Below are 15023 nucleotides of genomic sequence, written 5' to 3'. Positions count from 1 at the left end.
GCAGCTATATACTGTACCTTTGTTTCAACTTATAAAATGATAAAATGAGGTTAATGGCATTTGATTACGGTACAAAGCGCATAGGCATAGCAGTGACCGATCCGTTGCAGATCATAGCTACAGGGCTGGACACCATACACCCCATGCACATCGTCGACTACCTGAAAAAATACGTGCAAACCGAGCAGGTGGAACGCTTTATTGTAGGCGAACCCAAGCAAATGGATAACACGCCATCACAATCGGCCATACATGTAAAAGGCTTTGTTAACCTGCTGAAAAAAACATTCCCCGAAATACCTATCGAAATGCTTGATGAGCGCTTTACCTCAAAAATGGCATCAGCAGCCATAGCCCAAAGCGGCATGGGCAAAAAAGCCCGGCAGAATAAGGAGTTGGTGGACACTGTTTCGGCGGTGATACTGTTGCAATCGTATATGTCGAGACCTTGATTTGCTTGATTTAGGGATTACTTTATTTATTAGATTAATAAATTTTTATGATTTATAAGGAGCTTACGGAGAAGATTATAGGGTGTGTTATGAAGGTAATGGTACATTAGGTAATAGGTTTCAGTAGGTAATATATCAGCGGGCATTGGCTATAAAATGGGAAAACAAGGGTTACATTACGTACGCGAATGGAAATGCCTATATATTATGACGAGATTGACATAGGCACAAGGCGTGTTGACTTTTTTGTTGAAGACCTTATAATGGTTGAACTTAAAGCGATAATAAAACTGGAGGATGTACACTTAGCTCAGGCCATGAATTACCTGGGAGCCTACAAAATGGAAATAGGACTGTTAATTAATTTCGGTGCCCAAAGCCTGCAATTCAATAGAGTTCACAACAATAAAATAAAAACGTAATCAGACCAAAGAAATCTTAAAATCACTTTTTTAAACAGAGCTATAAAAGATAATCTGATCAAAAAATCCTAAATCATATAATCCCACAAATCAAGGTTTAAGACAAAATGGAAATACTCGACCCTTCTCTACAAACATACGTCGAAACCCACACCGACCCGGAGCCGGAGGCACTGAAAAAAATCAACCGCAACACGCATTTAAAGGTTTTAAAACCAAACATGCTGAGCGGGCATTACCAGGGCAGATTGCTGAGTATGCTGAGTAAAATGATGCAGCCAAAGTTGATTATTGAGATAGGCACCTATACCGGTTACTCGGCTATCTGTTTGGCTGAAGGGCTTGTTGACGGTGGCGTTTTGCATACCATTGAGGTGAATGAAGAAATGGAGGAATTGATAAATTCACATTTAAAACTCACAAATGTGGATAAAAAAATCCATGCTCATTTTGGCCCTGCAGAGCGTGTAATAGCAGATTCGAATTGGCAAAACATTGATATTGTGTTTATTGATGCCGATAAGAAAAATAATTTTACTTACTTTGAGTTATTAATTGATAAAGTTAAATCCGGAGGATTGCTAATTATTGATAACGTTTTGTGGAAAGGTAAGGTGTATGACGAGCATCAAAATGATGCCGACACACAGGCCTTCCGCAAACTAAATGAGCAGATAGCTGTTGATACGAGGGTTGAAAAATTAATTCTGCCCGTACGTGATGGCCTTTTGCTTATCAGAAAAAAGTAATTATGAAGAAACTCTTATTTGTTACACTGTTCTCAATTTTCTCAATTGCTTCATTCGCGCAAAACACTTCACAATCATACATCGAACAGTTCAAAGATAATGCCATAAGCATTATGCACGAAACAGGCATACCGGCAAGCATAATTATGGCAGTTGCCATGCACGAATCAGGCAATGGCAATTCAACCATCGCTAAAAAACTGAACAATCAGTTCGGAATAAAGGGCAATACCCGTACAGTTTATTATAAAAAGAAACGTAAGGTACGCACCAGCTATAAAAAGTATGATTCAGTGCTTGAATCATTTAACGATTTTGCCCGGGTACTTACCCAGCGTAAACAATTCAGTCACCTGGGCGATAAGTTTACCCAGCATGATTACAAAGGCTGGGCAAAAGGCATACAGCGCAGCGGCTATTGCAGCAGCAAAAAATGGTCATCACAGGTTATCGGCATTATAAAAAGATATGGTTTGCACGAACTGGATAGCATTCCGGAGCCTAAGCAACTTGCTCAAAATACCGAAAAATAAAAAATACTTTATTTTTGGCGCATTCGTTAGCCATTACTAAAGTACCTGTATGCGTAAAATACTCCTCTTATTTATAGTTGCCGCTATAGCATTGTCCTCATGCTCATCCCGTAAAAAGGGGGTAAGCAACAGGCAGGCCCGAAAAAACAACAAGAGCATACAAAAGGCCAATAAGGATGCTATTTCCAATTATAGCAACTATACCGCCCAACAATACATTGAGCGATTTAAAGGCATAGCCATTACGGAGATGAACCTATACGGCATCCCCGCCAGTATTACCCTGGCGCAAGGTATGTTCGAGTCGGGCAATGGTAATGGTGAGTTAGCTAAAGTAGCCAATAATCACTTCGGTATTAAATGTACCGGCGACTGGGGCGGTAAGGGTTATTATAAAGATGACGATAATGCCAATGATTGCTTCAGGGTTTATAATAATCCAGAGGACTCCTTTCGCGATCATTCAGAATTTCTTAAGAAAAAGCGCTACGCCAAATTATTCGAACTTGAAAAGAATGATTATGAAGGCTGGGCTTATGGCCTTAAGGCTGCAGGCTATGCTACAAACCCTCGTTATCCGCAATTACTTATCAGCGTAATTAAGCGTTATAACCTTGACCAGTTTGACCGCCCGGAAACCGATATCCAAAAAATAAAGCGTGAAGACAGGGTATTAGCTGACATTAACAACAATATTAATCAAACTGCAACCGATAGTGTAGCTAAGGACACACCAGTTGACAAAACTTATATCGTTAAACAGGGCGATACACTTTTCAATATTTCAAAGCGTTTTTCATTAACGGTAGACCAGTTAAAAACCCTTAACAACATTACGGATGATGGCATAAAAATTGGCCAGAAACTGATAGTTATTCCGTAACTTACTGTTAATATCTGTTAAAAATGCGTTTGCAAACTATACAAAAGGTTAGTTTTAAAGCTGTAATGAAAATATGGCTTTTGGTGCTGCCTTTATTAATAGTTGCGGATGTTTGCGCGCAGGATAAAAAGGTTGAGGGTATTGTATTTGATAAGGGGGCTAATGACCGTATTGCCAAGGTAAGCATTCGTAATATTGATAACGGGCAGGCTGTTTATAACAATTTAAAAGGTGAATTCAGCATAGATGCGGCCATTGGTAATCGTTTGGTTTTTTCAAAAGAAGGCTATTTTAACGACACGGTTAAAATAATTGATAACAAATCATTAGCCGTTAATTTAAAAACCACCGGCATACAGTTGCAGGAGGTACGTATTAATGATAAATTAATCAACCCTGAAAAATGGATGGCCGCTACCAGGCGAGACTATACCCGTTTATACGGCCCATCTTCAAACCCGGATCTGTTAACAACATCGCCATACGGCATGGGTGCTGGTATAGGTATTGATGCCCTTTACAACGCACTTAGCCGTAGTGGGAGAAATGCTGAAAAACTTAAAGAAGTAATTGAGCGCGATTACCATCAAAATGTGATCGATTACCGTTTTAACCGCACTTTTGTGAGTAACGTAACGGGCCTCAAGGATGATCAATTGACGGATTTTATGCAGAAATATCGACCCGGCTATTACCTGGTTACTACTGCGAGCGATTATGAGTTTGTAAAATACGTACGTAACAGCTACAAAAGGTATATGCGCAACCCGGGCAATTTTACCGTTTCGCCGCTTGAGCCCAGTAAATGAGGTATCCGGTAATTGTAGTAAAAAAAATGCGTGTCGCCGGCATGGCGCTTTACCCGTTTATATTGGTTAGCCATAAAAACGCGGTGAACAATAGGGTGTTGATACATCACGAACTGATTCATATAAAACAGCAGCAGGAAATGCTCGTGATATTTTTCTACATTGCCTACCTGTTTAATTATCTTCTTAATTTGATAAAATACCGCAATCATCATCAAGCCTATAAAAACATAGTATTTGAGCGTGAAGCATATCAAAACGAGCAAAACCTCGTTTATGCTAAAAATCGCGGCTTTTGGTGGTGGCGTTTCTATTTATAAACAAATAACTAAATTTGGCCCCAACCGCAATTGGCGGTGCTGTTAAACGGTTATCTATGATTAAAAAAGTACCCGCATTAATTATCATCGGCCTTTGCCTGGCAACTGCTGCAATTGCGCAAACAGACAGTGTTAAAACCGATAGCGCCAAGGTTGATACATTTAAGGTAGATACCAATCTCATCAATAGATACCGTATTGAGCCGCGTAAAAACGCGTTGCCATTGCGCATCAGGCCAATGCAATTACAGCCGGAATACATCCCGGTTAATATGCCCGATTATGAAATTAAGCGCTGGCGAAAATGGTTTACAGTAGCCATTAACTTCAACCAGTCAGCGTTCAGCAGCAACTGGGCATCGGGTGGTGTAAGCGCTGTTGCGGTAGGTACCAATATTATTTACCGAACGGAATACAACAAATCGCCGTTTATATATACGGCAGAGGTTAACTTTTTATACGGAAGGTCAAAAAACAAGGGGCAGGGCGCACGTAAAACCAACGACCGTATTTTTATAGATAATAAATTATCTACCAAATTATCGCAAAACTGGTACTTGTTCGGCTCGTTAAGTTTGGAGTCGCAGGTTGATAAAGGTTTTCAGTACCCCGATCCTAATCCGCCTATATTGATATCTAAATTTATGTCGCCGGGTTATATCACCGAGTCATTCGGTTTGGAGTATAAGCCATCCCGATTTTTTGATTTGCGGATAGGTACAGGTACTGCCCGTCAAACCTTAGTGCTCGATACCACCATATACCGTACCCAACCCGGTAATTACGGTGTACCTATAGGCAAAACCATACGTAATGAGCTGGCATTCCAGGCGATTGCTTTGTTTGATAAGGATATAATGCAAAACCTGCACCTTAACTGGCGTTATGCGTTGTTCATCCCTTACGGCAGGCCGATAGCCTATACCAACCATCGTTTAGATGCTACTTTGCTGGCACGGGTAAATAAGCTGATAAATGTAACCATTAACGGTACTGTGCTTTATAATAAAGATACCTCGAATGATATACAGGCTACCGAAGGTTTAGCCTTGGGTATTTTATATAAATTCCCGTAAACAGGGGCGTAATATAGGCCACACATAACTCATAACTAATTGTTAACTTTGCAACCTCAAAAACAGAGGTATACACAATGTTTGAAAATCTTTCGGATAAATTAGACAGGGCGTTTAAAGTCCTGAAGGGACAGGGATCGATCACCGAAATAAACGTGGCCGAAACCATGAAGGAGATACGTAAAGCCCTTTTGGATGCCGACGTAAACTATAAGACAGCCAAAGCATTTACGGATGAAGTAAGGCAAAAAGCGCTGGGCGAAAACGTGTTGACCACCATATCGCCTGGCCAGTTACTCACCAAGATCATGAATGATGAGCTTACCGCCTTAATGGGCGGTACAGCTACCGAGATCAGCTTTCCGGCTACGCCAACCATTATACTGATAGCAGGCTTGAACGGTGCGGGTAAAACTACCTTTACCGGTAAGCTGGCCAACTTCCTTAAAACGCAAAAAAACAAAAAACCTTTATTGGTTGCCGGCGACGTTTACCGCCCCGCGGCTATTGATCAGCTGCAGGTTTTAGGTGGGCAGATAGGCGTACCTGTTTATGCCAACGTTGAATCAAAAGACCCAATTGGTATAGCTAAAGAGGGTATAGCCCTGGCCAAGCAGCAAGGCAACAACGTGGTAATTATTGATACCGCCGGCCGTTTGGCTATTGACGAGGCCATGATGGTGGAGATAGAGCAGGTTAAAGCCGCTACTAATCCGCATGAAATACTATTTGTGGTAGATTCCATGACCGGCCAGGACGCGGTTAATACAGCCAAAACTTTTAATGACAGGCTTGACTTTACCGGCGTTGTATTAACCAAACTGGATGGTGATACCCGTGGTGGTGCGGCTTTATCAATCAAGTCGGTAGTAAACAAGCCAATCAAATTTATAGGTACGGGCGAAAAGATGGAAGCGCTGGACGTTTTCCACCCTGACCGTATGGCCTCGCGTATTTTGGGCATGGGCGACGTGGTGTCCTTAGTTGAACGTGCCCAACAACAGTTTGACGAAAAGCAGGCTGCCGAACTGCAGAAAAAGATACGTAAGAACAAATTCGACTTTAACGACTTTTACAGCCAGATACAGCAGATCAAAAAAATGGGTAACATGAAGGATCTGATGGGTATGATACCGGGCGTAGGTAAAATGATGAAGGACGTAGAGGTGGATGATAACGCCTTTAAAGCCGTAGAAGCCATCATTCAATCCATGACGCCGTTTGAGAAAGAAAACCCCGACAGCATTAACCAAAGCCGCCGTACACGCATAGCAAAAGGCTCGGGTACTGATATTGGCGAGGTAAACAGGCTGATAAAACAGTTTGAAGATATGCGTAAGGTAATGAAACAAATGAGCAACCCCGCAGCCATGGCCAACATGATGCGCCGGATGCCAAAGATGTAAGACATTAGAATTATCATATTAAAAAAATAGCCGCTTAAATTAAGCGGCTATTTTTTTAACTTTTAAAGGCATTCCAGCCCTGCGCAGTTAACTCGTGCACGTTGCCGGTTTTACTAATCAAATTACAGCCCGCTGAAGCTTCAGTAATATGGCCAATAATGGTAAAGTCCATTTTAAACTTTATTTTGTCATAGTCGGCTTGTTTAACGGTAAATAGAAGCTCATAGTCCTCGCCACCACTTAAGGCGCATATTGTAGGGTCAAGATTAAACTCCCGGGCTGTTTCATAGGTCATGGGGTCAAGCGGTATCTTTTCCTCGTAAATATTGCAGCCCTTATCACTTTGTTTACAGATGTGCAATACCTCTGATGCTAAACCATCAGATACATCGATCATTGCCGTAGGCTTAACATCAATCTCTTTCAGCAACTCCACTATATCTCGTCGTGCTTCGGGTTTTAATTGCCGCTCGACAATGTAATCCTTACCCTCCAGGTCGGGCTGAATATTCGGGTTTTCAAGGTAAACCAGTTTTTCACGCTCCAGTAATTGTAAACCCATATAAGCGCCACCTAAATCACCTGATACGCAGATCAGGTCGCCATCTTCGGCTGTATTACGGTAAACAATATCCTTTTCATCCGCATAACCAATAGAAGTTACGCTGATCACCAACCCTTGTTTTGATGAGGTGGTATCGCCGCCAATAATGTCTACATTGTATTTTTCGCAGGCGATGTACATACCTTCATACAATTCCTCAACGGCCTCTAAAGGGAATTTGCTCGATAAACCTAATGATACGGTTACCTGGGTAGCTGTACCATTCATGGCATAAATATCGCTCAGGTTTACCTGTATAGCTTTAAAACCCAAGTGTTTTAGCGGGGTATAAGCCAAATCAAAATGTATGCCTTCCAAAAGCATATCGGTTGATACCAATACCTTTTTTCCTGCCGGATCAAGCACCGCGGCATCATCGCCAACGCCTTTAATACTTGATGGTTGTTTAAGCTTTATGTTCTGAGTAAGGTGCTTTATCAACCCAAATTCGCCTAACTCCTGTATATTGGTACGATCTATATTATCAAACATAATTTTATTATAATCCCAGTTTAGCCGATATATCCAGCATACGCTCAATAGGTTTAACTGCATCCTTTATAATATGTTCAGGTACAGTTACTTCGGGCAATTCATTTTTTAAGCACAGGTAAAGCTTTTCAAGCGTATTGCGTTTCATGTGCGGGCAATCATTACAAGCGCAATTATTGTTAGGCGGCGCCGGAATAAATGTTTTATCCGGATTTTCCTTTTGCATTTGGTGTAGTATTCCCGATTCCGTCGCTACGATAAACTCCTTGTCAGGCGAATTTGTGGCGTATTTAAGGATACCGGTCGTTGAGCCTATATAATCTGACATTTCCAGTATAACTTCTTCACATTCAGGGTGCGCCAGTAACTTCACACCCGGATGCCTTTCCTTTAACCGTGTGATTTTCTCTCTCGAAAATATCTCGTGCACCATGCAGGCGCCATTCCATAACACCAGGTCTCGGCCGGTTTTTTTAGCTACCCAGGCACCCAAATTTTTGTCAGGCCCGAAGATGATCTTCTGATCTTTCGACAGGCTTTCCACTATCTGCACCGCGTTGCTCGAGGTACAAACTATATCACTTAAAGCCTTCAGTTCAGCAGTACAGTTCACATAGGTAATTACCAGGTGATCAGGGTATTGCTCCTTAAATTTTTTAAACAAATGCGGCGGGCAACTATCAGCCAGCGAGCATCCTGCCTTTACATCGGGCAGTAAAACCTTTTTGTTTGGCGAGAGTATCTTGGCTGTTTCGGCCATGAAGTGTACCCCGGCGAATACGATGATATCCGCATCAGTTTTTGCTGCCTGCTGCGATAAGCCGAGGCTATCGCCGATATAATCTGCAATATCCTGTATATCGCCATCCTGATAGTAATGGGCAAGTATGACCGCATTTTTCTGCTTTTTTAATTTTTCAATTTCATCGAAAAGGTCAAGAGTAGGATCGATGTCTTCCTCCACAAAACCTTTCACATTTATTTCTTCGAAGATATCCATTTCAACAAATCAATAAAAACAACATTATTTAATATAAGTAAGAAAACTATAGTTTATTAAGCTGTTAGTTTTGTTAGAAACTAATGCTACAAAAAGAGATAAAAGTTGTTTTCACATAGTTGTTAACAATTTATTCCAATTAAATTTTGTGCAGCGAATTGAAAATTAGATTGGTATGATAAACAAGATTTATTTAAAATACTTTTATGTTAATATTTTCGCTGTGTTAAAAATGTTGAATTCGATGTTGGCAATGCTGATAAGTCTCGCAAAATTTATCGTTCAACAGTACAAAACTACGGGTTATCCACGTGTTTATAATTTATTATTTTTTTACTTACACAAAATTAACACCTTTTACGCCGCTTATTAACACAAGTATTACTTTTACACATCTATACGTATATATATGACCCGAAATGTGGATTTCCTGGTAATTGGTTCAGGCATCGCCGGACTAAGTTTTGCACTTAAGGCTGCAAAGCATGGTAAGGTACTGATAGTTACAAAGGCAAATGAAGATGAATCAAACACTAAGTATGCCCAGGGTGGCGTTGCGGTGGTTGTGGATAAAAAGGAAGATTCGTTTGAAAAACATATAAAAGATACCCTAATTGCCGGTGACGGCTTGTGTGACCCAGAGGTTGTGGAAATTGTGGTTAAGGAAGGGCCAGAGCGAATTAACGAAATTATTGACTACGGAACCAATTTCGACAAAACCAACGATGGTATTTATGACCTGGCAAAAGAGGGAGGTCACTCAGAATTCCGTGTACTGCATTATAAGGATATAACCGGTTTCGAGATTGAGCGTGCTTTGTTAGAGCAGATACATCAAAATACTAATATAGAGATACTTACACATTATTTCGCGGTTGATTTAATTACACAACATCATTTAGGTGAATTTGTGGATAAGTCATCAAAAGATATTACCTGTTATGGTATTTATGCCTTTAATACCGAAACTAATGAGGTCGAGAAGATATTATCTAAGGTAACCGTAATGGCATCGGGCGGTGCGGGCCATATTTATTCGGTAACTACAAATCCTACAATCGCTACTGGTGACGGTGTGGCCATGGTTTACCGCGCTAAAGGTAAAGTGCGTAATATGGAATTTATACAATTCCACCCAACAGCTTTATATAATCCGGGTGAATATCCCTCATTCCTTATATCAGAAGCAGTCCGTGGTTTCGGTGGTATATTGAAACGTACCAATGGTGAAGAGTTTATGCATGAATACGATAAACGTAAATCATTAGCGCCACGTGACATTGTAGCCAGAGCTATCGACTCAGAAATAAAAAAATCGGGCGAGGACTATGTTTATCTGGATATACGTCATCGCAGTAAAGCAGATATATTACAGCATTTCCCGAATATATATGCTAAATGTTTGGAGATTGGTTTGGATATGACCAAGGATATGATTCCCGTTGCACCGGCTTGTCATTATATGTGTGGTGGTGTTTCTGTAGATCATGTCGGCCGCTCATCTATTTTAAGGCTTTATGCTTGTGGCGAGTGTTCATCAACCGGGTTACATGGTGCTAACAGGTTGGCATCAAATTCCTTATTAGAGGCGTTGGTATTTGCCCACCGTATTTATGAGGATGCCGTTAAAAGCTTTGAAACTGCTGTAGTGCCTGATAATATACCTGATTGGGACGAGAAGGGTGTGCAATTATCAAACGAAGATATATTGGTAACGCACAATGTGCGCGAAATGCAAAAGGTAATGAACGATTATGTGGGCATAGTTCGCTCCGATTTCAGGCTGGAAAGGGCGATGCGCCGGTTGGGTTTGTTATATGAAGAAACGGAAGAATTTTATAAGCGGACGAAGTTGTCAGTTAAACTTTGCGAGCTGCGTAATTTGATCCAGGTATCGTACCTGGTAATAAAATCAGCCATGTTACGCAAGGAGAGCAGGGGCTTGCATTATACAACCGATTACCCTGAACATGCTGCCGAACTATATGATACGGTAATATAAGTTGAGCGAAAAACGGGGTTCGAACCCGCGACCTTCAGTTTGGGAAACTGATGCTCTACCAGCTGAGCTATTTTCGCTTGATAAATCAAACATATAAAATTAATCAGTCAATCAATAAATCAAATTATATATGCCTGTTATTTTACCTGTAAAAGATAAGTTGCCAAGTTGGGGAACTGATTGTTTTATAGCCGAAAACAGTACAATCGTTGGCGATGTAACTATGGGAAATAACTGTTCGGTATGGTTTAATGCGGTTATCAGGGGTGATGTGCATTATATAAAAATAGGAGATAATACTAATATTCAGGACGGTGCAGTTATTCACGCAACCTATCAAAAAGCGCCTACAAATATTGGTAACAATGTTTCCATTGGGCATAACGCCATAGTACATGGTTGTACCTTACATGATCATGTTTTAGTGGGCATGGGTGCCATTGTAATGGATGATGCGGTAGTTGAGCCGTTTGTTATCATTGCAGCCGGATCAGTAGTACTTGAAAAAACGCTATGCGAAAGTGGTTACCTGTATGCCGGTACTCCTGCTAAAAAAATAAAGCCATTAACTGAAGAGCAGCGGGAGTTACTCACCCGACTGCCCAATAATTATATTATGTATTCAGGCTGGTTTATGGAGTAACCGGTTCTTTCGGAATGCTTATAGCCTCTTCAGCATCCCAGTTCGGGCGCAGGGTTATTTCTTTATCATATAACCAAATATTCTCCGGCTGACGGCCTTCTTTTACGTTACCGCTATCCCAGCGGCCGTTCTTATTTGCATCGTAAATAACCTTTACGCGATACTTGCCATTAATGTAATTGTTATATACTACTGATGTGCTTTTGGTGATCACATCACTGCGTAGTATTGTTTTTTCATCACGATAAAGCTGTATCACGTAATTTTTATTTGGCTCAGGTACCGTGATTTTTAAGGTAAGTATGCTATAATTTTCCGGCTTATCTATTTCGAATTTTTTTCCGGTGGTTTTATTCTTATTGCCAAATAAATCGGTTAACGCATTGTCGGCAATATTAATTTGATAGGTGGCATTTTGCTTCCAGCGATATTTGACCGATAGTTTCCTTGACGTGCTATCTTTGGTTAGAGTGAAGCCGCTTACAGTGGCTGAATCTTCTTTCAAAGTTACGAGCGCAGAGTTAATAGTTTCAACTGGTAAATTCGCTGTGATAAGCAGATCAGTGCCAGGTTTTAACTTGTTATCACTACCTATATTAAAACTCAGCTTTACCACTTTTTGAAAGTTTTCCTTTCGGTTCTTCCTTAGCACTACAGTGTCCAGTGGTTTGTTGTTATCCGCAACCTGTATGCTTAGTGAGTCGAAGTCCATCGTACGCATGTACATGAGAGCCGTATCGCGTTTACTGCTATATTCCAGTATTTTTTGATTATCAAGATTAACCGGATTAATTATTTTTATTGATGGTTTTTGTAAAGGCTTATTAAAGGCTAGCAATATCTTTCCATCGGTATCAAACCTGCGGTCAACAAACCTGAAATTGGTTGGCTCTTGCTGAAAAATTCGCAGTTGTATATTCGCGGTATCTTTAGTAAGGTTAATGGTATCCTTAATAAAACCAACTAGCTCCGCATCGTTATCATATATTTTATTAGGCGATGCTTCTTTGAGTGCATAAATGCGGTACCTGTCTTCTTTAAGGTTATTCAGGCTAAAGTTACCTGATGAATCTGTCAGCGCAAAAATGGCTGGCTTTTTCTTTTTATAGAAAGCGGTGTCCTTACTTAGCGGATAAAGTAGAACAGCGATATCCTTTTCCTTTTGCTGTGTTTGTGTATTGGTTACTGATCCGCTTATGCTTAATGAATCAATATGGGGGCCGGTTGAAAATACATAAGTAAAGTTTTTGAGTGCGTTCGACTCGTTTACATCTGCAATGGATTTTCCAAAGTTGATCACATAAGTAGTATTTTTTTGCAGCGTGTCTTTAAAATCAATCACCAGGCTCGTCCCGCGAATATTATACTCGGGTAATTTATCCTGGGCGGGACTCATGCTTATTTCCTGGTACTGGTTGCTTAGTTTAAAAAATTCATCAAACTCCAGCGTAATTTGTTTTGCATTAAAGTTGCGTGTCATGTTTGGCGGTGTAGCCTTTACCAGCTTCGGAGGGGTGAGGTCTCTGGGGCCGCCTTCCGGTCTTTTCATGTTGGCACAACTCCACATCAACAAAATGGCCGTTACAAAAGCAAAATTTTTGATTAAAACAGCTACTTTTTTATTTGACAGCATTTTTAAGGCTTATAAGCGGTTTTTTATATTTTATGAATGCTGATATTAAAATTAGAAAATAATGCCTTAAAAGCGATATTTTATAAATATCTAATAATCAGTTATTTATAATTTATTTTGTGATATGTACCATTAAAACTGATATATCCGACGGCGAAACGCCCGAAATACGTGACGCCTGTCCTAATGTGCGTGGTCTAATCTTCATTAATTTTTCACGTGCTTCTTTTGATACCGATACCAGTTGATGATAATTAAAATCGGGATTGATCTCTTTGTCTTCCATTTTTTTCATACGGGAAACAATGTCTAATTCCTTTTCAAAATAACTCTCATATTTGATTTTTATTTCAGCCTGCTCAATAGTTTCTTTATCGTAAGCTGATAATAATTCATTCAAGGCGGCATCGGTATCTCGCAGATCATTGATTGATACTTGCGGCCTGCTGATGAGATTGAATATTTTTGTGTTTTGTGATAGAGGCGCTGTACCTAACTCGTCCAGCAAATTATTAACCCTTGATGGCTCTATTGATTTTGATTTGGTATAAGCCACGATATTATCAGAGTTCCTGATCTTGTCATTTACCTTTTGCAAACGCTCATCACTAATCAAACCTAGCTCGTGGCCAATAGGGGATAGTCGGATGTCCGCATTATCCTGGCGTAATAATAAGCGGTGTTCGGCACGTGAGGTAAACATACGATAAGGCTCCTCGGTACCTTTTGTTACAAGGTCATCAATTAAAACGCCGATATATGATTCTGACCTTTTCATGATCAGTTCATGTCTATCATGTACTTTTTGGTGCGCATTAATACCCGCGATGAAACCTTGTGATGCCGCTTCCTCATAACCGGTAGTGCCGTTTATTTGCCCGGCAAAGAAAAGATTACTGATCAGTTTGGTTTCAAGAGTAAGGTTAAGTTGAGTAGGAGGGAAGTAATCATACTCTATTGCATATCCCGGACGGAACATTTTTGCATTCTCAAATCCCTGTATTTTGGTTAAAGCTTTGTATTGTACATCCTCAGGTAAAGAAGTGGAGAAGCCATTTACATAAATCTCTACCGTATTTAATCCTTCGGGTTCCACAAATATTTGGTGGCGCTCACGTTCTGCAAAACGGTTGATCTTATCCTCAATTGATGGGCAGTAACGCGGGCCTAAGCCTTTTATACGCCCGGTAAACATGGGTGATTTTTCGAAACCTTCTTTCAAAGTTTCGTGTACATCAACATTAGTATATGTAATCCAGCAGCAGCGTTGCTCCTGTATTTGTTTTACATCAGTGTATGAAAAACGTCCTCTTTCCTCATCGCCCCATTGCTCTTCCATTAAAGAATAATTCAGACTGCGGCCGTCAACACGGGGTGGGGTACCGGTTTTCATACGGCCGGCTTCAAAACCCAATTCTGTCAATTGCTCGGTTAAACCGGTAGCTGACTTTTCGCCTGTGCGTCCTCCGCCGAACCTTTTTTCACCTATATGGATAATGCCATTTAAAAAGGTACCATTAGTGAGCACTACAGATTTTGCCTCTATTTCGACACCTATTGATGTACGTACTCCATATACGGTATTGCCTTTAACTAATAAGGAGCTCACCATATCCTGCCAAAAATCAACGTTTGGCGTGTTTTCTAAAGCTAAGCGCCACTCTTCAGCAAAGCGCATACGGTCACTTTGAGCGCGGGGGCTCCACATTGCCGGGCCCTTTGATAGGTTCAGCATCCTGAATTGTATGGATGTCTTATCGGTTATTATACCCGAATAGCCGCCCATTGCGTCAATCTCTCGTACTATTTGCCCCTTAGCTACACCACCCATTGCTGGGTTGCAACTCATTTGAGCAATAGTATTCATGTTCATTGTAATGAGTAATACAGACGATCCCATGTTCGCTGCTGCTGCTGCTGCTTCGCAACCGGCATGGCCTGCACCTACTACTATTACATCATATCTTTTAAACATATTTCCTCCATGTTCCACGTGGAA

14 protein-coding genes, 1 tRNA gene and 1 pseudogene are annotated in these 15023 nt (G+C 40.7%); 11 read left to right on the top strand and 5 right to left on the bottom strand.

The features are described from left to right. Window positions 1-44: 44 nt before the first annotated feature. From ruvX to ffh, 9 genes and pseudogenes are all read left to right on the top strand, one after another. Complete coding sequence (gene ruvX, locus ABD960_RS18605; RefSeq protein WP_345333583.1) at window positions 45-452, top strand: Holliday junction resolvase RuvX; 408 nt, start codon at window positions 45-47, stop codon at window positions 450-452. Between the two features lie 176 nt (window positions 453-628). After that, window positions 629-874, top strand: a pseudogene (locus ABD960_RS18600) (GxxExxY protein); the annotation flags it as partial. A 107-nt stretch (window positions 875-981) separates the two neighbouring features. After that, window positions 982-1623, top strand: a complete 642-nt coding sequence (locus ABD960_RS18595; protein WP_345333581.1) for an O-methyltransferase — start codon at window positions 982-984, stop codon at window positions 1621-1623. A gap of 2 nt (window positions 1624-1625) precedes the next feature. Further along, a complete protein-coding gene (locus ABD960_RS18590) occupies window positions 1626-2156 on the top strand; it encodes a glycoside hydrolase family 73 protein (RefSeq protein ID WP_345333579.1) in 531 nt (176 codons plus the stop codon). A 49-nt stretch (window positions 2157-2205) separates the two neighbouring features. Next, window positions 2206-3039, top strand: a complete 834-nt coding sequence (locus ABD960_RS18585; protein WP_345333577.1) for a glucosaminidase domain-containing protein — start codon at window positions 2206-2208, stop codon at window positions 3037-3039. A 65-nt stretch (window positions 3040-3104) separates the two neighbouring features. Continuing rightward, on the top strand, window positions 3105-3848 hold the full coding sequence (locus ABD960_RS18580; RefSeq protein ID WP_345333575.1) for a peptidase associated/transthyretin-like domain-containing protein: 744 nt from the start codon (window positions 3105-3107) through the stop codon (window positions 3846-3848). Further along, complete coding sequence (locus ABD960_RS18575) at window positions 3845-4168, top strand: hypothetical protein (protein WP_345333573.1); 324 nt, start codon at window positions 3845-3847, stop codon at window positions 4166-4168. Before ABD960_RS18580 ends, ABD960_RS18575 begins: the two co-directional genes overlap by 4 nt. A 56-nt stretch (window positions 4169-4224) precedes the next feature. Beyond that, window positions 4225-5244, top strand: a complete 1020-nt coding sequence (locus tag ABD960_RS18570; protein WP_345333572.1) for a DUF3078 domain-containing protein — start codon at window positions 4225-4227, stop codon at window positions 5242-5244. A 77-nt stretch (window positions 5245-5321) separates the two neighbouring features. Then, window positions 5322-6650: a signal recognition particle protein gene (gene ffh, locus ABD960_RS18565; protein WP_345333570.1), complete on the top strand. Its 1329-nt coding sequence runs from the start codon at window positions 5322-5324 to the stop codon at window positions 6648-6650. Window positions 6651-6705: 55 nt separating this feature from the next. Here the strand turns inward: ffh and thiL are convergent, their stop codons facing one another. Both thiL and nadA read right to left on the bottom strand, forming a co-directional pair. Continuing rightward, on the bottom strand, window positions 6706-7746 hold the full coding sequence (gene thiL, locus ABD960_RS18560; RefSeq protein ID WP_345333568.1) for a thiamine-phosphate kinase: 1041 nt from the start codon (window positions 7744-7746) through the stop codon (window positions 6706-6708). Window positions 7747-7753: 7 nt separating this feature from the next. Continuing rightward, complete coding sequence (nadA, locus tag ABD960_RS18555; protein ID WP_345333566.1) at window positions 7754-8746, bottom strand: quinolinate synthase NadA; 993 nt, start codon at window positions 8744-8746, stop codon at window positions 7754-7756. 409 nt (window positions 8747-9155) lie between these two features. Between nadA and nadB the strand changes: the two genes are divergently transcribed. After that, on the top strand, window positions 9156-10748 hold the full coding sequence (nadB, locus tag ABD960_RS18550) for an L-aspartate oxidase (RefSeq protein ID WP_345333564.1): 1593 nt from the start codon (window positions 9156-9158) through the stop codon (window positions 10746-10748). 4 nt (window positions 10749-10752) lie between these two features. On the opposite strand, the gene ABD960_RS18545 is transcribed toward nadB, so the two are convergent. Then, window positions 10753-10825 (bottom strand) — tRNA-Gly (locus tag ABD960_RS18545). A 53-nt stretch (window positions 10826-10878) separates the two neighbouring features. Between ABD960_RS18545 and ABD960_RS18540 the strand changes: the two genes are divergently transcribed. Further along, complete coding sequence (locus tag ABD960_RS18540) at window positions 10879-11391, top strand: gamma carbonic anhydrase family protein (protein ID WP_345333562.1); 513 nt, start codon at window positions 10879-10881, stop codon at window positions 11389-11391. Here the strand turns inward: ABD960_RS18540 and ABD960_RS18535 are convergent. After that, a complete protein-coding gene (locus ABD960_RS18535; RefSeq protein WP_345333560.1) occupies window positions 11381-12940 on the bottom strand; it encodes an Ig-like domain-containing domain in 1560 nt (519 codons plus the stop codon). The two genes, ABD960_RS18540 and ABD960_RS18535, sit on opposite strands and share 11 nt — an antisense overlap. Window positions 12941-13136: 196 nt before the next feature. After that, the gene (mnmG, locus tag ABD960_RS18530; RefSeq protein WP_345333558.1) at window positions 13137-14999 is read right to left on the bottom strand and encodes a tRNA uridine-5-carboxymethylaminomethyl(34) synthesis enzyme MnmG; all 1863 of its coding nucleotides are present in this window, start codon (window positions 14997-14999) and stop codon (window positions 13137-13139) included. Window positions 15000-15023: the final 24 nt, after the last annotated feature.

The sequence above is a fragment of the Mucilaginibacter defluvii genome, from assembly GCF_039543225.1.
GTDB lineage: Bacteria > Bacteroidota > Bacteroidia > Sphingobacteriales > Sphingobacteriaceae > Mucilaginibacter > Mucilaginibacter defluvii.
The sequence above is the reverse complement of the archived record's forward strand: the minus strand, read 5'-3'. Positions and strand labels throughout refer to the sequence as shown.